Genomic DNA, 20004 nt, shown 5'->3' with positions numbered 1-20004 from the left:
AATTCACGGCCCCTTGCAGACAGGCGAGGGGCGGCAAATCCAAGGATTACACATGGTCAAACCTGAATGGGGCACCAAGCGGACCTGCCCGAATTGCGGCACCCGCTTCTACGATCTGAACAAGGAAGATCCCGTCACCTGCATCGAATGCGGTGAAGAGTGGACGCCTGAGCCGGTGCTCAAGTCGAAGCAGCCGATCCTGGCCGAAGACGAAGCCAAGAAGAAGAAGGACGCCGACGCGGATAGCGATCTGGGCGGTGACGACGATGACGATCTGGATATCGACATCGACGAAGACGATGATTCGCCCGACAATGAAGTCGATCTTGGCGGCGACGACGACCTCGGCGTCGAAACCAAGTCCAAGGGCGACGACGACAACGCCGACGACAGCTAATTTTGCTGTTGCATTGCGGTGAGGTGGCCTATATTGGGCGCCTCCCGCAAGGGCGACGCACCTCCCAGGATGCGTCGGTTTGAAAATGGCTCGGGGCCTTAGCTCAGCTGGGAGAGCGCTACAATGGCATTGTAGAGGTCAGCGGTTCGATCCCGCTAGGCTCCACCATTTTCACCGGATTTGATGGTAGCAGGCCGTGGCGACGGCTGCGGCTTGCTTCCACCACACCCGGGCACAAGTTTGGGTTTCACAGGGGTCTGACCCCACGCTGGCCGACGAGTTCTCGTCCGCCGGCGTTTTTCGCGTTTTCGGGCCTTTCGAGGTTCGGCAAGGAGTAGAACAAACATGTTCGACAATCTGTCCGACCGGCTCGGTAATGTCTTTGACAAGCTCAAGGGCCGCGGTTCGCTGTCCGAAGGTGACGTGCGCGAAGCCATGCGCGAAGTGCGCATCGCGCTGCTCGAAGCCGATGTCGCGCTTCCCGTCGTCCGCCGCTTCATCGATGCGGTCACCGAGAAAGCGATCGGTTCGGAAGTCCTGAAATCGGTCACGCCAGGCCAGCAGGTCGTCAAGATCGTCAATGACGAGCTGGTCGAAATGCTCGGCGGCACGGGCGATGATGCCGAACCGCGCGAGCTGAACCTCAATGCCAAGCCGCCCGTCGTCATCATGATGGTCGGCCTGCAGGGCTCGGGTAAGACGACCACGACCGCCAAGCTGGGCAAGCTCCTGAAAGAGAAGCACGGCAAGAAGTCGATGATGGCGTCGCTCGACGTCAATCGCCCGGCCGCGCAGGAACAGCTCAAGGTTCTGGGCGAGCAGGTCGATGTGGCGACGCTACCGATCGTCCCGGGCCAGCAGCCGGTCGATATTGCGCGCCGCGCGATGGAAGCTGCCAAGCTGGCCGCTGCCGACGTGCTGCTGCTCGACACTGCGGGCCGCCTCCACGTCGACGAAGCGCTGATGGCCGAGATGAAGGCTATCTCGACCGTTTCGGCACCGACCGAAGTGCTGCTGGTGGTCGACAGCCTGACCGGCCAGGATGCGGTAAACGTAGCGCAGAGCTTTACCGGCGAAGTTCCGCTGACCGGCGTGGTGTTGACCCGCATGGACGGTGATGCGCGCGGCGGTGCGGCGCTGTCGATGCGCTATGTCACCGGCAAGCCGATCAAGTTTGCCGGCACGGGCGAGAAACTCGACGCGATCGAGGCGTTCGATCCTAGCCGCGTCGCCGGCCGCATCCTCGGCATGGGCGATGTCGTGTCGCTGGTCGAGAAAGCAGCCGCGACGATTAAGGAAGAAGAGGCCGAAGCGCTCGCCAAGAAGATGGCGAAGGGCGAATTCGACCTCGACGATCTGCGCATGCAGCTGCGCCAGATGCAGAGCATGGGCGGCCTCGGCGCACTCGCTGGCATGATGCCTGGCATGAAGAAGGCCAAGGCCGCGATGCAGCAGTCGGGCATGGACGACAAGGTCCTGCTCCACATGGATGCGATCATCGGCTCGATGACGCCGAAGGAGCGCAAGCTTCCGAAGCTGATGAACGCCAAGCGCAAGAAGCGCGTGGCGGCAGGTTCCGGCACGCAGGTGCAGGACGTGAACAAGGTGCTGAAGATGCACCAGGAAATGGCCAAGGCCATGAAGCAAATCAAGAAGATGGGCGGCCTCAAGGGTCTCGGCGCGCTCTTCGGCAAGGGTGGCCTAGGCACTGCCATGCCCGGACTTGGCGGACCGGGTGGACCCGGCCCGATGGGCGGCCTTCCGGGTCTGGGAAGCGGGAAGGGGCCGAGCGTGGATCCCGATACGCTGCCCGCAGATCTGCGTGACATGTTGAACAAGAAATAATCGAACTTACAGAAATTTACATTCGAAAGGTGAAGTAAAATGGCAGTTGCAATTCGTCTGTCGCGCGGTGGCGCGAAGAAGCGTCCTTACTACCGCATCGTCGTGTCGGACTCGCGCAGCCCGCGTGACGGCAAGTACCTGGAGCAGATCGGCACCTACAACCCGATGCTGCCGAAGGATTCGGGCGAGCGCGTGAAGCTCGACGAAGACCGTGCACGTCACTGGCTCTCGGTCGGCGCGACCCCGTCGGACCGCGTCCACCGCTTCCTCGATGCCGCCGGCATCCTCGAGCGTGCGCCGAAGAACAACCCGAAGAAGGGTGAGCCGGGCGAAGCCGCCAAGGAACGCGCTGAAGAAAAGGCTGCCAAGGCTGCCGAAGCAGAAGAAGCTGCCAAGGAAGCAGCCGCTGAAGCCGAAGCTCCGGTCGAAGAAGCCGCCGCAGAAGAAGCTCCGGCCGAAGAAGCAGCTGCTGAAGAAGCTTCCGCTGAGGAAGCTGCTGCAGAAGAAGCTCCGGCTGAAGACACCGAAGAAAAGGCCGAGTAAGCCTTTCCGATGCAGGACAAGCCCGTCACCCTTGCCGCCGTCACCGGTGCGCATGGTGTGGCGGGCGAAGTCCGCCTGAAGCTGTTCGGCGAGGGCTTCGAAGCCCTCAAGCCTCACAAGAGCTTCAACGAGGGTGCGCTCACCCTGTCCAAGGTCCGCAGCGACAACAAGGGCGGCGCCATCGCGCGTTTCGCCGAGATCGCGGATCGCACTGCAGCCGAGGCCTTGCGCGGGACCGCGCTGACCGTCCCGCGCAGCGCACTCCCGGCGCTGGACGAGGGCGAATTCTACTATTCCGACCTGCTCGACTTGCCCGTCGTCACCGACAAGGGTGATGAGATCGGCCGCGTCTGCGCGGTCGAGAATTTCGGCGCGACCGAGATTGTCGAGATTGAAAAGCCTGACGGTAAGAAGTTCATGGTCCCACTCACCGAGCAGGCCGTGCCGGGCTGGGATGCCGACAAGCTGACCATCAACGCCGACTTCGTCGATTAGCCGAGCGGAGCGGGACCTTTGCCCGTTGCGCAGCCAAGGCAAAAAGGACCCCGCGCAACAATTGCTGCGCGGGGTCTGTAATGCCGGATATTGGTTTCGCCACCCGGGAGGGGACAGAGGGAAGCGAACGTTCCGGCTCGATACGTAAGCGGTCGGGTTAGAATAGAAAGCCGTGCCCGGCGCTCTGCAATTCGGCTGTGGGTACGGCGAAATAGCCGGCGATCACTATTGCCGAGAGCGTCACTGCGGACGCTGCCGCCAGGATGCGGCTGGTCACATCCAGGCGCTCCCGAGATTGCCGATCTTCCGAGCTTTCGACGATTTCGTCGCAGGCATGACCATTTGCGCAGCAAGTCTGTTGGTCTCTCATCGCGAATTCCTTTCATTCCTGATGAGCCGAAGATCGCTCAGCTCCTGAGTCGACTCCAACAAAAGGATTGTCCTAAGTCATAAGTCTGGTTTATGATCATTCGATGAAGTTACCTCCGCTGCCCGCTTTGCGTGCGTTCGAGGCGGCAGGCCGTCTCGAACATTTCTCGCGCGCCGCGGAAGAGCTGGCCATGACTCAGGCCGCGGTAAGTTACCAGATCCGCCAGTTGGAGGATTTCCTCGGAGAAAAACTGTTCGAGCGCGAGCGTGGCCGGGTGCGGTTGAGTGCGACGGGCCGTCGGCTTCACAAACCCATCAGCGAGGCTTTTGACAGCATGCGCGCTGCCTTCGCCGATCTCGAGCAGGAGCGCAGCGCAATTCTCTCGATCAGCGGGCCGTCATCCTTCGGGGCGACATGGCTTTCGGGATCGATCGGGCGGTTCCAGCTCCTGTACCCCGACCTCGCCTTGCGCCTCTCGCTGACCAATGAGCTGGTCGATCTTTCGGGAGGGGACTTCGACCTTGCCGTCCGGCTGGGTAAGGGCGGCTGGGAAGGTCTGCGCGAGCACTTCCTTTTCCGGCTCTACGTTACGCCGATGTGCTCGCCCGAATTTGCCGAAAGTCACAAGCTAAGAGCGCCCGAGGACCTGCTCGATGTCGAGCGGATAAGCCCGGATGATCCGATGTGGGGAGACTATTTCGCTAGCCTGGAGATTGGCGGAAAACCGACGGAAATGCGCGGCATTGCGCTTGAGAACCAGTCTCAGGTGGCGAGCGCTGCGAAGTCCGGCTTTGGCGTCGCCCTGCTCACGCCCCTCTTGTGGCGCGAGGAAATCGAGAACGGCAGCCTCGTTTGCCCGATCGATCACATCCACTATTCCGATATCGCCCACTTCGTCGTCTATCCGGAGCGGCGAGTGGGAGTGCGCAAGATCGAACGTTTTCGCGAGTGGATCACCAGGGAATTGGCGCGGCCCGAACTCGGCATCCCGCAAGAGGCATTGATGCCGCCAGGTCCCTAGCGCATCAGCGGGGCCTTCTCGGCGAGCCGGTTCCGGATCGTGGTCGAGGCTATTCCTGCCTGGCCCATCGCCGCGCTGATCTGGTCGAGGCCCTCCACGACATCGCCGGCAGCAAACAGACCGGGCACGCTGGTCTCGTAATGATCGTCGACCAGCACGCAGTCGCTGTCGCTGACGTCGGCTCCGCAACTCTTTGCGAGACCCGACCGGATTACCGACCCGAGTGCCGGATAGACGCTGTTGAAGCTCATGCGGCCTTCCGCCGTGTCGAAGGCAATTGTATCGCCTTCGATTGCGAAGCCGCCACTTAGCCCAGCGACACGACTGATCCCGGCGCCATCGAGCGCCTTGCTGCATTGTTCGGACAGGTCGTGACCGCCGTCTGGCGAGACAAGCGTGATGTCGGAAGTGAAGGTCCGGATGAATTGCGCCTCGGCCGTGCCGTGATCACCGGTCCCGATCACGGCGACCTTCTTGTCGGTCACCTCGTAGCCATCGCAAACGGGGCAGTAGCGGATGAGCCCGCGCGACAGCGCTTCGTCATGCAGCTGGTCGTCGATCCCTTCCGGCCGATTGTTGACGACGCCGGTCGCCATCAGGACCGTGCGGGCGCGAAAGGTTTCCTCGTCGCAGCAAACCGTGAAACATTCGTCAGGCTTGCTCAGGTCGGTCACTCGCTTCGGTTCGCGCATGGCACCATATTTCGCCGCCTGTTCGCGCATGCGGTCGAGCAGTTCATTGCCGTTGATGCCATCGGGAAAGCCTGCGTGGTTGTGGCTGGTCGGGATCCAGCTTGCGCGGCTGGTGCCGCAATCGAACAGGCGGATATCGAGGTGATAGCGCGCAAGATAGATCGCCGCGGTCAGACCCGCAGGACCCGCGCCGATGATGATGCAATCGTCCGGTTTCATGCCCTTCTTACGCCTCGACGGGAATTCGGTGCCTGAAGCCGCTTGCAGATCACTGTATTACACGTATAGAACGCCTCTGGATTGTGAGCGAGGGCTTGGTTGTGTTCCTCGCATGCGAAACAGTTGGAATGAGAAGGGATAGAATATGCTCGAAGCCGCCTTCCTGACAGGATCCTATATCGTAATGAGTGCGGGGTTGAGCGTCACCGTGGCCAGGTTTTCACCTTCCATCGGCCCGCGGTTGCGCCACCTCTTTACGGGTGCAGCGCCCCTCGCGGCTGTGCTTGCGACGAAGCTCGACGGCAAGCCGAGTGTCGCGATCGACAGCTACGACCTGCTCGCTGCTGGCGGCCTGCTGGCTGCGGGCATCGCGACTTCCATCGGGGTAACGAGGTTCGTCGCTGCACGCGGCGGAGATGCGAGGCGATTGCCTTCGAGCTAAGCTGGGCCATCGCAGCGTGGGATAGCCAATCGGTGCCTCGCGCGCTAACCGCTTGGCCATGAACACGATCCATGTCGCCATCGTCCAGGCCGCTCCCATTCCGCTCGCGATAGGCGACGGGATTGAAAAAGCCGTGCGTCTTGCGCGCGGGGCGGTGGAGGGCGGGGCGCAACTGGTCGCGTTCGGCGAGACTTTCCTCGGCGGCTATCCGCTGTGGCTCGACGAGGCGCCCGGCGCGGCGCTGTGGGACCATCCCGGCACCAAGGCGCTGCACCGCATCATGCTCGAACAGGCGGTGGTGGCGAATGACGAGCGGCTGCTGCCCCTGCAGGAGCTGTGCGACGCAACCGGCGCGGTCATCAGCATCGGCGCGCATGAGCGGGTGCGGTCAAGCCTCTACAACAACCAGATGACCTTCCGGCCCGGTCTACCGGTGCTCGACCACCGCAAGCTGGTGCCGACACATGGCGAGCGGCTTATCTGGATGCGCGGCGATGGCTCTACGCTGGGCGTGCATCAGGCGGAGTGGGGCAAGGTCGGCTCGCTGATCTGCTGGGAGCACTGGATGCCCTTGGCCCGCGCCGCGATGCACAACCTCGGCGAGAGCGTGCATGTCGCTTGCTGGCCAACCGTGCGCGAGGAATACGCGCTCGCCTCGCGGCACTATGCGATGGAGGGCCGTTGCTTCGTGCTGGCCGCAGGGCTGGTGCAGAAGAGGGACGATTTGTTCGACGGGCTGGAGCGTGCTGGCGGCGATGCTGCGGCGAAGGAGCTAATCGAGGCGATCGAGGGCGAGGCGCTAAATCGCGGCGGCTCGATGATTATCGCGCCCAATGCGCGGGTGCTGGCTCAAGCGGGCGACGATGAAGAGACGCTATTCGCTGAGCTTGATCTAGCTGAGATTGGGCGAGGGCTGGCGAGCCTCGATACTGATGGTCACTACTCGCGACCGGATGTGTTCGAGTTGCGCGTAAACACGGCCGAGAAGTCTAGTGTTTTTTGGGGTGCACAAGAGCATGACTGAGTTGGCTGAAACGTGGTTCACCGCTTTTGGAATTGCTTTTGTTTGTTCAATTCTCTTGATTGGCTTTGTAATCGGATTTATTCTGCGGTGGTTGACCAAATTCTCCGATCGACAAATGATGGTCGTTTCGGGTGTTCTGCCAATCTTCCTGTTCTTTACCGTCGTGTTCCTCACTAGCTTTGGCCATGGTGCCCTTGGTGTGACAGACTATTTGAACTGGAGGGCCCTTTTTGAGTTCGTTGTCATGTTTTGCTTCAGCTTCCTTGGAGCCGGTGTAGGCATTCGCGCGTACCAAGTTCTGTCGAGATTCTTGCTCATGAAGCGTTCGAAAGAAGGCAAATGACCTTCGCTGCCACCATCCTCACGCTCTATCCCGAGATGTTTCCAGGACCTTTGGGCGTGTCGCTTGCGGGCAAGGCGCTCGAGCGGGGGGACTGGTCGTGCGAGACGGTCCAGATCCGTGATTTTGCCAAGGACAGGCACCGCACGGTCGATGATACGCCTGCTGGAGGCGGGGCGGGCATGGTGCTCAAGGCCGATGTGCTGGGGCGGGCGCTTGATCATGTTCTGAGCTCTCAATCCGTTCGTGCTGAGCTTGTCGAAGCACCGCACTTTTCTTCGAACGCCACACCAGAAGTTAAGGACGGCCCTTCGACAAGCTCAGGGCGAACGGGTTCTTCTGCCGCGCCCCCCATCCTCGCCATGACGCCGCGTGGAAAGCCCATCACTCAGGCGCGTATTCGCGAGATCGCAGCAGGCCCCGGTGTCGCCATATTGTGCGGGCGTTTCGAGGGCTTCGACGAGCGGATTTTCGACCACTATCCGCAGATCGAACAGGTCAGCCTTGCCGATATCGTCCTGTCGGGCGGAGAGACCGCCGCAATCGCCATACTCGACGCTTGCATTCGGCTGCTTCCCGGAGTAATGGGCGCGCCCGATAGCGGAGTCGAAGAGTCTTACGAGAACGGGCTCATCGAATATCCGCAATACACCCGACCTCAGGAATGGGAAGGGCGCACGATCCCTGAAGTGCTGCGATCGGGGGATCATGCGAAGATCGCTGCTTGGCGCAAGGCAAGGAGCGAGGAAGACACACGGTTACGCAGGCCGGACCTTTGGGATCGCTACAGTGGCGATCGGGACCAGCCTGCCTCTGGCGCGCGGCAAAAGAAGTAGGAAGACCAGGCAAATGAACCTGATCCAACAGCTCGAAGCAGAGGCAATTGAAAACCTCGGCAAGGACATTCCCGAATTCCGCGCAGGCGACACCGTCCGCGTCGGCGTGAAGGTTGTCGAAGGCACCCGCGAGCGTGTCCAGAATTTCGAAGGCGTTGTCATTGCCCGCTCGAACCGCGGCATGGGCAGCAACTTCACCGTCCGCAAGATCTCGTTCGGTGAAGGCGTGGAGCGTGTGTTCCCGCTGTACTCGCCGATCGTCGACAGCATCACCGTGGTCCGCCGCGGTATCGTGCGTCGTGCGAAGCTTTATTACCTGCGCGGCCGCACCGGCAAGCGCGCGCGTATCGCGGAACGCCGCGACAATGCGCCCAAGGCGTGAGCCTCGCAACAGCGAACAAGGGAAGGGCGGTCCTGCGGGGCCGCCCTTTTCGATTCAGGCTCGTGCCAAATCCCCTGACCAGAAAAGTAAGGGCAGCGCGGCTGATCGCACTGCCTCAAAGGAACCCAAAAAGTAAGGGCAGTGCGCCTGAACGCACTGCCCTTGTCACGTGGGGATCATGATGAGCCGAAATGGCCCGGTCTTGATGTCACTGGGAAGCCTGTGAGCCGGAAGTGGCCGCCCGGTGACAAGACCAGTTTCTGACAGCCGCTCCTTAAGACAACTTAAGGAAGCGCGCTTAACTCGAAATTAGGCATAAAAAGGTGCGCGGGAGCCCTCGCCGAGGGCGTTGGTGGCGCTACTTCATCGCCCGCAATCGAATGTACGCTTGCGGGCGCGGCGGCAATCGCTATCTCGGCGGCGCATACAGTTTGGAGAAATGCATTGGGTTATCGTGTTGCCGTAGTCGGCGCGACCGGGAACGTCGGACGCGAAATGATGCAGGTCCTCGCCGAGCGCGAGTTCCCCTGTGACGAGGTTGCGGCCGTGGCCAGCAGCCGTTCGCACGGTACCGAGGTCGAATTCGGCGACACGGGCAAGATGCTCAAGTGCAAGAATATCGAGCATTTCGACTGGTCGGGCTGGGACATCGCGCTTTTCGCCGCGGGTAGCGGTCCGGCCAAGGAATATGCGCCCAAGGCGGCCGCGGCGGGCTGCGTGGTGATCGACAATAGCTCGCTCTATCGCATGGACCCGGACGTGCCGCTGATCGTGCCCGAGGTGAACCCCGACGCGATCCACGAATACAAGAAGCGCAACATCATCGCGAACCCCAACTGCTCGACCGCGCAGCTGGTGGTGGCGCTGAAGCCGCTGCACGATGCCGCGACGATCAAGCGCGTCGTCGTCTCGACCTACCAGTCGGTCTCCGGCGCGGGTAAGGCGGGCATGGACGAGCTGTTCCAGCAGAGCCGCGCGATCTTCGTCGGCGACCCGATCGAGCCGGTTAAGTTCACCAAGCAGATCGCCTTCAACGTCATTCCGCATATCGACGTCTTCATGGATGACGGCTCGACCAAGGAAGAGTGGAAGATGGTGGTCGAGACCAAGAAGATCCTCGACCCCAAGATCAAGCTCAACGCCACCTGCGTGCGCGTGCCGGTCTTCGTCGGCCATTCGGAAGCGGTGAATATCGAGTTCGAAAACGAGCTTTCTGCAGAGCAGGCGCAGGAAATCCTCCGCGAGGCACCGGGCATCATGCTGATCGACAAGCGCGAGGACGAGGGATACGTGACCCCGGTCGAAAGCGCGGGCGACAGCGCCACCTACATCAGCCGCGTGCGCGACGATCCGACCGTCGATCATGGCATCACCCTGTGGTGCGTTTCGGACAACCTGCGCAAGGGTGCGGCGCTCAACGCGGTGCAGATCGCGGAACTCCTCGGGCGCGAGTGCCTTAAGAAGGGATGATCAAGAAGACGCTCCTGCTCGCCCTGCCATTCGCCCTCGCAGCTTGCGGGAGCGGGGCCGATACTGACACGATCGAGGCAGGCGAAAGCCCGGCTGCGACCTCCGCGAAGAGCTCGATGGTCGAAGACCATGCCGACGCTTTGCTGGTGGTGGACGCCAATGGCGTGGGCGCGAGGGGCGCAGACGTCTTTCGCTTCGGATCTCCGCGCACGCAGGTAGATGCGGGCCTCGCCAAGGCTTTTGGCAGCGCTGCCGAAACGGGCGAGAATTTCGATTGCGGGGCAGGGCCGATGCAGTTCAGCAATTACGGGCCGCTGCAGGTAGCCTATCAGGATGGTAATCTGGCGGGCTGGTTCCTGCGCGAAGGCGAGGCGGCTGCCACCAGCGATGGCGTGCAGCCGGGTTCGACCAGTTTCCACCTGCTCAAGCAGGAACGCCAGGTCCGTGAGCTCGACAGTACGCTGCCCGGTGAATTCGAGTATACCAGCGCAGACTACGGCACGATCGGCGGTTTTGTCGAAGACGGTGTCGTCAAGTCGCTCCACGCCGGGATGACCTGCTTCTTCCGCTAATCGCGAAGCTGCGTATAAGGGGTCGCATGACCCTGACCGCAGAGCTCTATTTCAGCTTCCGTTCGCCCTACAGCTATCTGTCTATCGGCCGCTATCGCGCGATGACGGAGGAGTACGACCTCAACATCGCGTTGAAGCCAGTCTATCCGCTCGCAATCCGCCAGCCCGACTTCTTTGAGCGCAACCATCCCAACTGGCTCGGCTACACCATGCGCGACATGATCCGCGTGGCGGCGTTCCACGGTATCCCCTTCGGCGCGCCGCGACCCGATCCGATCATCCAGGACATGGCAACCCGCAAGATTGCCGATGACCAACCCTATATCCGCCGCGTCACCCGCATGGGGCAGGCCGCGGCCCGCCGAGGTGCGGGTCTCGTCTTCGCGCATGAGGCGGGGAAGATGATTTGGGGCGGACAGGAAGGCTGGCACGAAGGCGGCCATCTCGACCGCGCGCTCGAAGCCGCAGGGCTCGGCGTCGAGGAAATCATCGCCGAAGTCGAAGGCGATGCCGAAACCCTGGACGCAGAGATCGCCGCCAACCAGGACGCGCTCGAAGCGGCAGGCCATTGGGGTGTCCCGACATTGGTGTTCGATAGCGAGCCCTTCTTCGGCCAGGACCGTATCGAGATGGTGAAGTGGCGGATGGAACAGAACGGGCTGGTGAAGCGGTGACAATTGATCGGTTCTTTCATTATCTCGAACGTTTCAATGCAATCGCATTCTTCCTGTTGATCCTTGGGACATCGATTTTCGTGGCCGGTACCTTCATTCAGGACAGACATCTCACCAACGATTTCGAGGATTCCGGCGCTTTCGGAAGCGGGCAGGAAAAGATCAACTCGATAATCGGACATCCAGTCGGTACGCATGGAGGGCAAGTAGTTGCATACTATGAAGCCGACGATGACTTCGAACGTCAGGAAGAAGCGGGTGTAGTGCTAGTTGACCCGGCGACCGGCCGGCAGGTCATGGTTGCTCAATCGGGTCGTGACCTTGTGGTCAAATTTGAGTTTCTGTTCGACCAAGGTGACAAGGATCAGCCTGCAATTGGCTATCTCGCGGCAATATCCAATCGCGATGATTGGGAGAAAGGCATAGCCGATCTGGTGATTGGCGCATTGCCGGCGATGACCCGCAATGTCGTAGCAACCAATGTGCAATTCATTGACCTGCCCACTGTCCGGTCGGATGGCTCAGTAGGGGTCATCTTGTGGGACGAGCAAAGTACGGCACGGGTGGTCGCATTTAATTTGTCGGATGGCTCGATCATTGACCAGGCGAGCCTGCAGATCCCACCGCTCTTGGAGTCTCGGGTATCTCAAGGTCCCGGCAAGGCAAGCGAACCGGAGCTCCGTCGCGACCCAAATGGAGGGATGCCTCCGGCTGACTTTGGATATGTAGAATGAACCTCGAAACTTTCGAAAGCTTCGACGGCACGCGCCTCGCGTTGCACCGGGCGGGTGAGGGCAGGCCGCTCGTCCTGCTGCATGGTCTCTTCTCCAGCGCGGAGATGAACTGGATCAAGTGGGGGCATGCTCAGCTGATCGCCGAGCGGGGCTACGAGGTCCTCATGCTCGATTTCCGCGTACATGGCGAAAGCGCCTCGCCGCGCGAACCCGAAGCCTATCCTCAGAATGTGCTGGTGCGCGATGTGGCTGCGCTGGTCGAGCACCTGGCGCTCGATGACTACGATCTCGGCGGGTTCTCGCTTGGCGCGCGCACTTCCCTTCACGGTGTGGCGCATGGCGTGCTCGATCCGGCCCGATTGATCGTCGGTGGAATGGGGACGGCCGGCCTTGGCGAATGGGCCAAGCGCAGCGCCTTCTTCAAGCGCGTGATCGACGAGTTCGAGAGTATCCCGCGCGGTGATCCCGCCTATTTCTCGATGCAGTTCCTCAAATCGCAGGGCGTCGACCGCGTGGCGGCACGGTTGCTGCTCGATACCATGCCCGATCTCGATCTCGCCATGCTGGGAAATGTCACCATGCCGACGCTGGTCGTGTGCGGCGACGAAGACCGCGACAATGGATCTGCCGAGGAATTGGCCAAGCTGATCCCGGGCGCGACATTCGTGGAAGTTCCCGGCACGCATATGGGCAGCGTCACCAAGCCCGACCTCGGGCAAGCCATGGCCGACTGGCTCGGGAATCCGGCGTGAGCCTCAAGCGAGCCTTCCTCTGGTGCTGGATCGGCGGAATGGTCCTTTTTGCCATCGTTGTTGCACTCGGAATGCCGCTCGTGCTGACCGAGGTTCCCGGTGGCATCCTCGACCACCAGGCTGCCGCCACCGCCGCAGAGGTTGACCGGATCCAGGCGGCATGGCGTTCTGCAGGGCTGTGGAACCAGGCCGCGATCGCCATGGCAGGGGATCTCGTCTTCATCGGGGTCTACGGAATCGGTTGCGTGTTGGGTGGGCTGTGGTTCTTCCTTTCGACCAACCAGACCTTGCGCATACTCGGGATTGTCGGGCTTCTTTCCGGGGCGACCTTCTTGCTCACTGACTACGCGGAAACGATCAGCCAGTTCATCCAGCTCTGGCGTTTCGAGGGCGACGACGATCTTGCCGGCCTTGCCGCAACCGTGCGCCCGATCAAGGTCGCCGCCTGGATAGTCGCAACACTTGCGATCCTTAGCGCCCTGCTTCTCGACTGGCGTTCGCGCCGAACCGCTTGATAAAGCCTCGTCGGGCGTGCAATCGGGCCCCAGTAGAGAAAAGATCATTCCCCTGGGGAGAGAGACACAATGAAATTCGCACCTGTCGCGCTGTCCGCGCTCGCCATCTCGCTTGCCGCCTGCTCGCCCGCCAACACCCAGCGCGTTGCGAGCGCACCTGTGGCTCCGGCCGCCGATGCACTGGAGCATCCGCTGACGCCTGCTGGCGCTGCCGCCTTCATCGCGGATGTCGAGGAGGAGATGGAGAAGCTCTGGACGCTCCAGATGCGCACTCTGTGGGTGAATGAGACCAACATCACCGAAGATACCGACGGCCTGGCGTCCTGGGTCAACGGAATGGTTGCCGAAAAGCGCGTCGATTATGCGCTCAAGGCTGCTCGCTATGCTGAGGTCGACGGGCTCGATCCGGATGTCGCGCGCAAGCTCGACATCCTGCGTGTCGAGATCACGCTGCCGGCGCCGACCACGCCCGGCGCGGCGGAAGAGGCCGCCAGCCTCGCGACCGCGCTCAACTCTGCCTACGGCAAGGGGACGGGCACGCTGAACGGCGAAACCAAGCGCGGCAGCGAGCTAGAGGTCCAGATGGGCAATCTCGATCTCGATCCGGAAGACTATGCCGAGATGTGGGCGAGTTGGCACAACACCACCGGTGCGCCGATGAAAGAGGACTACGTCCGCCTGATCGCGTTGATGAACGCCGGCGCGCAGGAACTAGGCTTTGCCGATTTCGGTGCCATGCAGCGTTCGAAATACGACATGGGCCCCGATGAATTCGCCGCCGAGACCGAGCGCCTGTGGCAGGAGGTGAAGCCGCTCTATGTCGCGCTCCACACCTATGTCCGCAGCGAACTGAGCGATCATTACGGTGACGCGGTGCAGCCCGACAGCGGCCCGATCCGTGCCGACCTGCTCGGCAATATGTGGGCACAGCAATGGTCGGCGATTTATCCGATCGTCGCGCCCGAAGGCGGCGGTGACATCGGCTACGATCTCACCGAACTGATCGAGGAAAAGGGCCTCGACGAACGCGAAATGGTGCGCGCGGGCGAGAACTTCTTCTCTTCACTCGGCTTCGATCCGTTGCCCGATACCTTCTGGACCCGCTCGCAATTCACTCGGCCAGACGATCGCGAAGTCGTGTGCCACGCCAGCGCGTGGGACGTTGAAGATCCGAACGACATCCGCATCAAGATGTGCATCAACCGCAATGCTGACGATTTCAGCGTCATCCACCACGAGCTGGGGCACAATTACTACCAGCGCGCCTATGGCACGCAGGACATGATCTACCGCGACAGCGCGCATGACGGCTTCCACGAGGCCATCGGCGACCTGATCGCGCTCTCGATTACGCCCGAATACCTCGTCCAGATCGGAATGCTGGAAGCGGACAAGGTGCCGAGTGCAGATGCGGATATCGGCCTGCTGCTCAACCAGGCGCTCGACCGCGTGGCCTTCATGCCCTGGGGCCTGCTGGTCGATCGCTGGCGCTGGGGCGTGGCGGACGGTTCGACCACTCCTGCCGAGTATAACGAGGACTGGACGAAGCTGCGGCTCGAATACCAGGGTGTGGTGCCGCCGGTCGATCGTCCGGCAGACGCTTTCGACCCGGGCGCGAAATATCACATCCCGGGCAATGTCTCCTACACGCGCTATTTCCTCGCCCACATCCTCATGTTCCAGTTCTACAAGGCTGCCTGTGACGAGGCCGGCTGGGACGGGCCGCTGCATCGCTGCAGCTTCTATGGCAACAAGGAAGTCGGCGCGAAGCTTGAGGCGATGCTGGCGATGGGCCGTTCGAAGGGCTGGCCCGAAGCGCTGGAAACCTTCACCGGCCAGCGCGAAATGAGCGGCGAGGCCTTCGTCGAATATTTCGCTCCCCTCAAGGAGTGGCTCGACGAGCAGAACGAGGGCAAGCCGCAAGGCTGGTAATATGCTATCCACTTTCGCCGGATGAGACGATGGAGAGGGCGGAATGAAAAGGATGTTACCCCTGCTGGCTATTGGCCTTGGTGCATGTTCGCCGACGGTTGAGGAGAGTGTCACCCCGGTCGCCTCGGAAGGGGTGACCGGCGCGCTTTTCGTGGCCGGCAAGTTCGGCAACACCTTGGCCAAGGTCGATCTTGCGAGCGGGGAAGAGGTTACGCGCGTCGATAGCTGCGCTAATCCGCACGAGCTCGCGACATCTCCGGATGACCAGCATGTTGCGCTGGCCTGTTACGGCGGGACGACCGTCGACATCTTCCGCACCAGTGACCTCGGCAAGGTCAAGAGCATCGAGCTTGGCGACAATGCGCGCCCGCACGGGATCGTTTGGCACGAAAACGGCCACCTCTATTCGACCGCTGAAGGCCGCCAGTCGGTCTTCGTGATCCGCGATCCGCTGGGCGAGGCGCGGACATTCGAATATGCGACTGGCAAGCGCGGCAGTCACATGATCGCCGTCTCTCCCGATGCCCAGCATGCCTGGACGACCGATCTCGGCTCGAAGACCGTGACGCGCATCGATCTGGTCACCCGGCGCGCACCCTATTCCGCGACCGTCGGCGAGGAACCCGAAGGCATCGCGCTGACGCCCGACGGAGAAACGCTGTGGGTGTCGGCGCGCGGCTCTGACATGGCCTATGCACTCGACCCGCAGAGCCTCGAGCGGATCAAGGACGTGCCGGTGGGCGATTTCCCGCTGCGCATCGTGCTGCGGCCGCAGGGTGACTATGCCGTAACATCCGATCTTGCCGATGGCGGGCTATCGGTCATCGATACCGCGACCGGAGCGAAGACCCGCTCGATCGCCGTCTCGAGCCGCGAGGAAGCCGAGGCGCGCACGCAGGTGACAATCCTCTTCTCGCCCGACGGTGAACGCATCTACGTCGCCGAAACCCGCACGAACACCATCGCCGAAGTCGATTTCGCCAGCGGCAAGGTCCTGCGCCGGCTGCCCGGCGACGGGGGCGGAGACGGGATCGCGATCATCGAATGAGCGAGAAGCCCAATGACCTGCCCGTGGTCGGCTGGCGCGAGCTGGTGCATCTGCCCGAACTCGGCCTCCACGCCATTCCCGCCAAGATCGATACTGGCGCGCGCACATCCTCGCTGCATGGCGAAGTGATCGAGGAATTCGAACGCGACGGGCAGCGCTACGTCCGTTTCGCGGTCGACTTCGACCAGCAGCACGTCCGGCAGGTGTGCGAGGCGGTCCATGTCGATGTGCGCGGCATCACCAGCTCGAACGGCGAGACGCAATATCGCTATGTCATCAAGACGCCGCTAAAGATCGGCGATCTCGAATTCCGTGCCGAGATCAGCCTCGCCAACCGGCGCGACATGAAATTCCCCATGCTGATCGGCCGCTCATCGCTGCGCCGCCGGTTTGTCGTGGACTCGGGATACTCCTGGCTGCAAACGCCGGAAATGAAGGTCAAGAAAGGCCACAAACCATGAAGATCGTCCCATGAAGATCGCCATGCTGGCGCGTAACCCGAACCTCTACTCGCACCAGCGACTAGTGGAGGCCGCGGAACAACGCGGTCACGAGCTCGATATCCTCAACACGCTGCGCTGCACCGTGCACATTGCCAGCCACCGCCCGCAGGTGTTCTACAATGGCGAACCCTGCACCGGCTATGACGCGGTAATCCCGCGTATCGGTGCCTCAATCACCAATTACGGGCTCTCGATCCTGCGCCAGTTCGAGATGCGCGGCTGCTGGCCACTGAACGAGAGCGTCGCCATTGGTCGCAGCCGCGACAAGCTGCGCAGCATGCAGATCCTCGCCAAGCATGGCCTCGGCCTGCCGCTCACGGCCTATGCCAACGATCCCAAGCAGGCCGAAGAGATCATCAAGGCGGTGAAGGGCCCTCCGGTCGTCATCAAGCTGCTCGAAGGCACTCAGGGCATCGGCGTGGTGCTCGCCGAGACCATGTCATCGGCCAAGTCGGTGATCGAGGCCTTCCGCGGCGCCAACGTCAACATCCTTGTGCAGGAATTCATCAAGGAAGCGGGCGGCACCGATATCCGCGCGCTGGTGATTGGCGGCAAGGTCGTCGCGGCCATGAAGCGTACGGGCGCGGCAGACGATTTTCGCAGCAACCTCCACCGCGGCGGCAGCGCGCAGCTGATCAAGATCACTCCCGAGGAGCGCTCCACCGCGGTCCGCGCCGCCAAGCACATGGGGCTGAATGTGTGCGGCGTAGACATGCTGCGCAGCAATCACGGCCCGGTCATCATGGAAGTGAACTCGTCGCCCGGGCTCGAGGGCATCGAAAAGGCGACCGGCAAGGACATCGCCGGGATGATCATCGACCACATGGCGGCCAATGCGAAGGTCGGGAAGACGAAGACGAAGGGGAAGGGGTGATGCATAACCGGAACTTTCTGACATTGATCCCGGCTTGCAGCCTCGTGCTTGTCCCATCTGGCGCCGTTGCAAAAGAAGAGGACCGGATTGCGCTTGAACCATCGGGCGCATGGAATGCAGATTTTGGCGATCTTCATTGCCGCCTAAACCGAACTATGATCGGAAAAGATGCCGACGCTGTATTCTCGTTGACGCTTGAGCCGATCCCTACCCACGCGAAGATGCATATTTCTTTGCGCGCAGAAGACGAGATCAAGCCAAAGGCTGGGCGGGCTGATGTGCTTATCGATGGAAGCGCTGGTGAAGGCTCGCACTACTCCAAACGTGGATATGCGAACGATTTTCAGATCTGGGAGTTCAGCGTGGATTTGTCTCGCGCAGACATTGGAGCGACACAATCAAGCATATCCCTCAGGACCGACTATGGAGACAACTTTGAACTTTCTCTCGACGGTTTCTCGGAAGCTTGGGCGGTAATGGAAACCTGCCTCGCCGACCTCCACTCCTTTCTCGAGATCGACACCGATAGCTTGGATCGCATGGCCGTCGCACCGAAAGGAGAAATCCATGAGTTCGTCGACCTACCCCGGAAATACACGGAAACTAGCTTCTCGATCCTCTATACTGTCAGTTCCGATGGGAAAATCGCCTCCTGCGACCTAATGAAGGCAAGCGGTGACGAGAAGATCTACGGAAAGATCTGCCAAGACTTTATCGCCAAAGGAAAACTCGAACCAGCCAGGGATGCTGACGGTAAGCCGTTGGCTGTCCCTCAGTTCCGGAGTCTGTCAGTGATGCAGATGGAATTTTCAGAAGTCACTAGGTTTTGATCATCTGAACGGCGGCTCGTTGAACGCCCGCAGTTTGCGGCTGTGTAGCTTAGGCCCTTCCTGTCTCAGCAAATCACACGCCGTCACGCCGATCTGCAGGTGGGCTGCGATGGCTTCCTCGTAGAACTTGTTCGCCTGGCCGGGCAGCTTGATCTCGCCGTGGAGAGGCTTGTCCGAAACACATAGAAGCGTGCCATAGGGAACGCGGAATCGGTAGCCTTGGGCGGCGATGGTGGCGCTTTCCATATCGATACCGACTGCACGGGAGAGCGAGAGGCGGCGGGCGGAGCTGGTGTAGCGCAACTCCCAGTTGCGATCGTCGGTGGTGACGACTGTGCCGGTGCGCATGCGCTTTTTCAGGTCGCTGCCGTGTTCGCCCGAAACATGTTCTGCCGCGCCGGCGAGGGCCTGCTGGACTTCAGCGATGGCGGGCAGAGGGATTTCTGGCGGAAGCACGGGATCGAGTACATGGTCGTCGCGCAAATAGGCGTGGGCGAGCACGTAATCGCCGATCTTCTGGCTCGGCCTCAGGCCGCCGCAGTGGCCGATCATCAGCCATGCCTCGGGGCGCAACACGGCGAGGTGGTCGCAAATAGTCTTGGCGTTGGAGGGCCCGACGCCGATGTTGACCAGCGTGATGCCGCCGCGTTCCTTGCCGACTAGGTGGTAGGCCGGCATCTGGTGGCGACGCCATGCCGTGTCGGACAGTTGCGCGCGGGCATTGTCGGTCTTCTCGGTCAGCATCAGGCCGCCCGCACCAGCCAGCGCGGTATAGCCATTGTTGCCGAGCTGTGCGCCCGCCCAGTCAACGAATTCATCGACATAGCGGTGATAGTTGGTGAACAGGATGAAGCGCTGGAAGTGCTGGACGTCGGTCCCGGTATAATGCGCCAGTCGCGCGAGGCTGAAGTCGGTTCGCAGCCCGTCGAACAGCGAGAGCGGGATCGGATCATCTGGGTTGTCCAGCTCGATCCCGTCGGCCAGTTCGTCGCCAATGTCGGCGAGGTCGGTCGAAGGGAAGTGACGCGCGATCTCGTTCGGATCGATACCGGCCAGCACTGCGCCAGCCTCTCCATCCAGCACGTAGGGGAAGGGGATTTCCTGGCGCGAGGAGCCGACTTCGATCTCGATCTCGTAATTGCTCTCGATCAGCTCGATCTGCTCGCGAAGATAGTCGCGGAAGAGGCTCGGCTTGGTCACGGTGGTCGAATAGAGACCCGGCATGTTCAGGCGCCCGAAGGCGCGGCTGGAGCCTTCCGGCATGACCCCGCCGCGAAACAGCAGGCGCAGTTCGGGATAGGCATAGCTGCCATCCTTGCGGCGTTCTGCGGGCGGAAGGGTGCGATCCCGGCCGAATGCGATCACATCGTCGCGAAGGCGGGTTACGGCTGCGTCATAGACGCCCTGAAGCTTGTCGAGGATCTGTTCGATCGTGTCCATATGGCCTTTTTCTCCTGGCTCTTTTCGTTTTCGTGACGCGTCCTGCCACAGGAA

General features: G+C 61.5%; 24 protein-coding genes and 1 tRNA gene. 22 read left to right on the top strand and 3 right to left on the bottom strand.

Annotation, left to right across the window (positions count from 1 at the left end; translation table 11 throughout):
• The first annotated feature begins 52 nt into the window (after positions 1-52).
• The 5 genes from K3146_RS05240 to rimM all read left to right on the top strand — a co-directional run bounded on the left by K3146_RS05240 (position 53) and on the right by rimM (position 3280).
• Positions 53-397, top strand: a complete 345-nt coding sequence (locus K3146_RS05240; RefSeq protein WP_221545105.1) for an FYDLN acid domain-containing protein — start codon at positions 53-55, stop codon at positions 395-397.
• Positions 398-489: 92 nt separating this feature from the next.
• Positions 490-565: transfer RNA gene (locus K3146_RS05235), tRNA-Ala, on the top strand.
• Positions 566-742: 177 nt separating this feature from the next.
• Entirely contained in the window at positions 743-2242 is a 1500-nt protein-coding gene (ffh, locus tag K3146_RS05230; RefSeq protein WP_221545104.1) for a signal recognition particle protein, read from the top strand.
• 39 nt (positions 2243-2281) lie between these two features.
• Positions 2282-2785, top strand: coding sequence for a 30S ribosomal protein S16 (rpsP, locus tag K3146_RS05225; RefSeq protein WP_221545103.1), 504 nt, complete (start codon positions 2282-2284; stop codon positions 2783-2785).
• 9 nt (positions 2786-2794) lie between these two features.
• Positions 2795-3280: a ribosome maturation factor RimM gene (gene rimM / locus K3146_RS05220; protein WP_221545102.1), complete on the top strand. Its 486-nt coding sequence runs from the start codon at positions 2795-2797 to the stop codon at positions 3278-3280.
• A 157-nt stretch (positions 3281-3437) separates the two neighbouring features.
• Here rimM and K3146_RS05215 read toward each other — a convergent pair whose 3' ends face one another.
• Complete coding sequence (locus K3146_RS05215) at positions 3438-3650, bottom strand: hypothetical protein (RefSeq protein WP_221545101.1); 213 nt, start codon at positions 3648-3650, stop codon at positions 3438-3440.
• A 103-nt stretch (positions 3651-3753) separates the two neighbouring features.
• Between K3146_RS05215 and K3146_RS05210 the strand changes: the two genes are divergently transcribed.
• The gene (locus K3146_RS05210; protein WP_221545100.1) at positions 3754-4671 is read left to right on the top strand and encodes a LysR substrate-binding domain-containing protein; all 918 of its coding nucleotides are present in this window, start codon (positions 3754-3756) and stop codon (positions 4669-4671) included.
• On the opposite strand, the gene K3146_RS05205 is transcribed toward K3146_RS05210, so the two are convergent.
• Positions 4668-5582, bottom strand: a complete 915-nt coding sequence (locus tag K3146_RS05205) for an NAD(P)/FAD-dependent oxidoreductase (RefSeq protein ID WP_221545099.1) — start codon at positions 5580-5582, stop codon at positions 4668-4670. The two genes, K3146_RS05210 and K3146_RS05205, sit on opposite strands and share 4 nt — an antisense overlap.
• A 145-nt stretch (positions 5583-5727) precedes the next feature.
• Here K3146_RS05205 and K3146_RS05200 point away from each other — a divergent pair, with 145 nt between their 5' ends.
• The 16 genes from K3146_RS05200 (at position 5728) to K3146_RS05125 (ending at position 18510) form a co-directional block, all read left to right on the top strand.
• Positions 5728-6024 carry a hypothetical protein gene (locus tag K3146_RS05200; RefSeq protein ID WP_221545098.1) on the top strand — a complete coding sequence of 99 codons (297 nt, stop codon included), beginning with the start codon at positions 5728-5730 and terminating at the stop codon, positions 6022-6024.
• 58 nt (positions 6025-6082) lie between these two features.
• The gene (locus tag K3146_RS05195) at positions 6083-7048 is read left to right on the top strand and encodes a carbon-nitrogen hydrolase family protein (protein WP_221545097.1); all 966 of its coding nucleotides are present in this window, start codon (positions 6083-6085) and stop codon (positions 7046-7048) included.
• On the top strand, positions 7041-7391 hold the full coding sequence (locus tag K3146_RS05190) for a hypothetical protein (protein WP_221545096.1): 351 nt from the start codon (positions 7041-7043) through the stop codon (positions 7389-7391). The genes K3146_RS05195 and K3146_RS05190 overlap by 8 nt, the downstream gene beginning before the upstream one ends.
• Positions 7388-8224: a tRNA (guanosine(37)-N1)-methyltransferase TrmD gene (gene trmD, locus K3146_RS05185; protein ID WP_221545095.1), complete on the top strand. Its 837-nt coding sequence runs from the start codon at positions 7388-7390 to the stop codon at positions 8222-8224. The genes K3146_RS05190 and trmD overlap by 4 nt, the downstream gene beginning before the upstream one ends.
• A 13-nt stretch (positions 8225-8237) precedes the next feature.
• Positions 8238-8606 (top strand): 50S ribosomal protein L19, encoded by a 369-nt coding sequence (gene rplS, locus K3146_RS05180; RefSeq protein WP_247711010.1) that lies wholly within the window; start codon positions 8238-8240, stop codon positions 8604-8606.
• A 444-nt stretch (positions 8607-9050) separates the two neighbouring features.
• The gene (locus K3146_RS05175) at positions 9051-10076 is read left to right on the top strand and encodes an aspartate-semialdehyde dehydrogenase (RefSeq protein ID WP_221545094.1); all 1026 of its coding nucleotides are present in this window, start codon (positions 9051-9053) and stop codon (positions 10074-10076) included.
• Positions 10073-10648: a hypothetical protein gene (locus tag K3146_RS05170; protein WP_221545093.1), complete on the top strand. Its 576-nt coding sequence runs from the start codon at positions 10073-10075 to the stop codon at positions 10646-10648. The genes K3146_RS05175 and K3146_RS05170 overlap by 4 nt, the downstream gene beginning before the upstream one ends.
• 26 nt (positions 10649-10674) lie before the next feature.
• Positions 10675-11322, top strand: coding sequence for a 2-hydroxychromene-2-carboxylate isomerase (locus K3146_RS05165; RefSeq protein WP_221545092.1), 648 nt, complete (start codon positions 10675-10677; stop codon positions 11320-11322).
• The gene (locus tag K3146_RS05160) at positions 11286-12056 is read left to right on the top strand and encodes a hypothetical protein (protein ID WP_221545091.1); all 771 of its coding nucleotides are present in this window, start codon (positions 11286-11288) and stop codon (positions 12054-12056) included. Before K3146_RS05165 ends, K3146_RS05160 begins: the two co-directional genes overlap by 37 nt.
• Positions 12053-12808 carry an alpha/beta fold hydrolase gene (locus K3146_RS05155; RefSeq protein WP_221545090.1) on the top strand — a complete coding sequence of 252 codons (756 nt, stop codon included), beginning with the start codon at positions 12053-12055 and terminating at the stop codon, positions 12806-12808. Before K3146_RS05160 ends, K3146_RS05155 begins: the two co-directional genes overlap by 4 nt.
• Complete coding sequence (locus K3146_RS05150; protein ID WP_221545089.1) at positions 12805-13323, top strand: hypothetical protein; 519 nt, start codon at positions 12805-12807, stop codon at positions 13321-13323. The genes K3146_RS05155 and K3146_RS05150 overlap by 4 nt, the downstream gene beginning before the upstream one ends.
• 69 nt (positions 13324-13392) lie before the next feature.
• Positions 13393-15255, top strand: a complete 1863-nt coding sequence (locus K3146_RS05145; protein WP_221545088.1) for a M2 family metallopeptidase — start codon at positions 13393-13395, stop codon at positions 15253-15255.
• 43 nt (positions 15256-15298) lie between these two features.
• Positions 15299-16303 carry a YncE family protein gene (locus K3146_RS05140; RefSeq protein ID WP_221545087.1) on the top strand — a complete coding sequence of 335 codons (1005 nt, stop codon included), beginning with the start codon at positions 15299-15301 and terminating at the stop codon, positions 16301-16303.
• Positions 16300-16764 carry an ATP-dependent zinc protease family protein gene (locus K3146_RS05135; RefSeq protein WP_221545086.1) on the top strand — a complete coding sequence of 155 codons (465 nt, stop codon included), beginning with the start codon at positions 16300-16302 and terminating at the stop codon, positions 16762-16764. The genes K3146_RS05140 and K3146_RS05135 overlap by 4 nt, the downstream gene beginning before the upstream one ends.
• A 10-nt stretch (positions 16765-16774) precedes the next feature.
• Positions 16775-17680 (top strand): 30S ribosomal protein S6--L-glutamate ligase, encoded by a 906-nt coding sequence (rimK, locus tag K3146_RS05130; protein ID WP_221545085.1) that lies wholly within the window; start codon positions 16775-16777, stop codon positions 17678-17680.
• Positions 17680-18510, top strand: a complete 831-nt coding sequence (locus K3146_RS05125) for a hypothetical protein (RefSeq protein ID WP_221545084.1) — start codon at positions 17680-17682, stop codon at positions 18508-18510. The genes rimK and K3146_RS05125 overlap by 1 nt, the downstream gene beginning before the upstream one ends.
• Here the strand turns inward: K3146_RS05125 and K3146_RS05120 are convergent, their stop codons facing one another.
• The gene (locus K3146_RS05120) at positions 18511-20001 is read right to left on the bottom strand and encodes an AMP nucleosidase (protein WP_282098470.1); all 1491 of its coding nucleotides are present in this window, start codon (positions 19999-20001) and stop codon (positions 18511-18513) included. It lies immediately after the preceding gene.
• Positions 20002-20004: the final 3 nt, after the last annotated feature.

The organism is Qipengyuania vesicularis (assembly GCF_019711415.1).
In the GTDB taxonomy this organism is placed as follows: domain Bacteria; phylum Pseudomonadota; class Alphaproteobacteria; order Sphingomonadales; family Sphingomonadaceae; genus Qipengyuania; species Qipengyuania vesicularis.
Note: the sequence above shows the minus strand (reverse complement) of the source record. Positions and strands in the feature narration are given on the sequence as shown.

Bases quoted from the DNA above. Each gene is read 5' to 3' on its own strand.
- rplS (WP_247711010.1), top strand. From the start codon at position 8,238: ATGAACCTGATCCAACAGCTCGAAGCAGAGGCAATTGAAAACCTCGGC.
- K3146_RS05140 (WP_221545087.1), top strand. From the start codon at position 15,299: ATGAAAAGGATGTTACCCCTGCTGGCTATTGGCCTTGGTGCATGTTCG.
- trmD (WP_221545095.1), top strand. From the start codon at position 7,388: ATGACCTTCGCTGCCACCATCCTCACGCTCTATCCCGAGATGTTTCCA.
- rimK (WP_221545085.1), top strand. From the start codon at position 16,775: ATGAAGATCGCCATGCTGGCGCGTAACCCGAACCTCTACTCGCACCAG.
- K3146_RS05195 (WP_221545097.1), top strand. From the start codon at position 6,083: ATGAACACGATCCATGTCGCCATCGTCCAGGCCGCTCCCATTCCGCTC.
- rimM (WP_221545102.1), top strand. From the start codon at position 2,795: ATGCAGGACAAGCCCGTCACCCTTGCCGCCGTCACCGGTGCGCATGGT.
- K3146_RS05215 (WP_221545101.1), bottom strand. From the start codon at position 3,650: ATGAGAGACCAACAGACTTGCTGCGCAAATGGTCATGCCTGCGACGAA.
- K3146_RS05145 (WP_221545088.1), top strand. From the start codon at position 13,393: ATGAAATTCGCACCTGTCGCGCTGTCCGCGCTCGCCATCTCGCTTGCC.
- K3146_RS05155 (WP_221545090.1), top strand. From the start codon at position 12,053: ATGAACCTCGAAACTTTCGAAAGCTTCGACGGCACGCGCCTCGCGTTG.
- K3146_RS05170 (WP_221545093.1), top strand. From the start codon at position 10,073: ATGATCAAGAAGACGCTCCTGCTCGCCCTGCCATTCGCCCTCGCAGCT.
- K3146_RS05200 (WP_221545098.1), top strand. From the start codon at position 5,728: ATGCTCGAAGCCGCCTTCCTGACAGGATCCTATATCGTAATGAGTGCG.
- K3146_RS05210 (WP_221545100.1), top strand. From the start codon at position 3,754: ATGAAGTTACCTCCGCTGCCCGCTTTGCGTGCGTTCGAGGCGGCAGGC.
- K3146_RS05240 (WP_221545105.1), top strand. From the start codon at position 53: ATGGTCAAACCTGAATGGGGCACCAAGCGGACCTGCCCGAATTGCGGC.
- K3146_RS05165 (WP_221545092.1), top strand. From the start codon at position 10,675: ATGACCCTGACCGCAGAGCTCTATTTCAGCTTCCGTTCGCCCTACAGC.
- K3146_RS05125 (WP_221545084.1), top strand. From the start codon at position 17,680: ATGCATAACCGGAACTTTCTGACATTGATCCCGGCTTGCAGCCTCGTG.
- ffh (WP_221545104.1), top strand. From the start codon at position 743: ATGTTCGACAATCTGTCCGACCGGCTCGGTAATGTCTTTGACAAGCTC.
- K3146_RS05205 (WP_221545099.1), bottom strand. From the start codon at position 5,582: ATGAAACCGGACGATTGCATCATCATCGGCGCGGGTCCTGCGGGTCTG.
- K3146_RS05135 (WP_221545086.1), top strand. From the start codon at position 16,300: ATGAGCGAGAAGCCCAATGACCTGCCCGTGGTCGGCTGGCGCGAGCTG.
- rpsP (WP_221545103.1), top strand. From the start codon at position 2,282: ATGGCAGTTGCAATTCGTCTGTCGCGCGGTGGCGCGAAGAAGCGTCCT.
- K3146_RS05190 (WP_221545096.1), top strand. From the start codon at position 7,041: ATGACTGAGTTGGCTGAAACGTGGTTCACCGCTTTTGGAATTGCTTTT.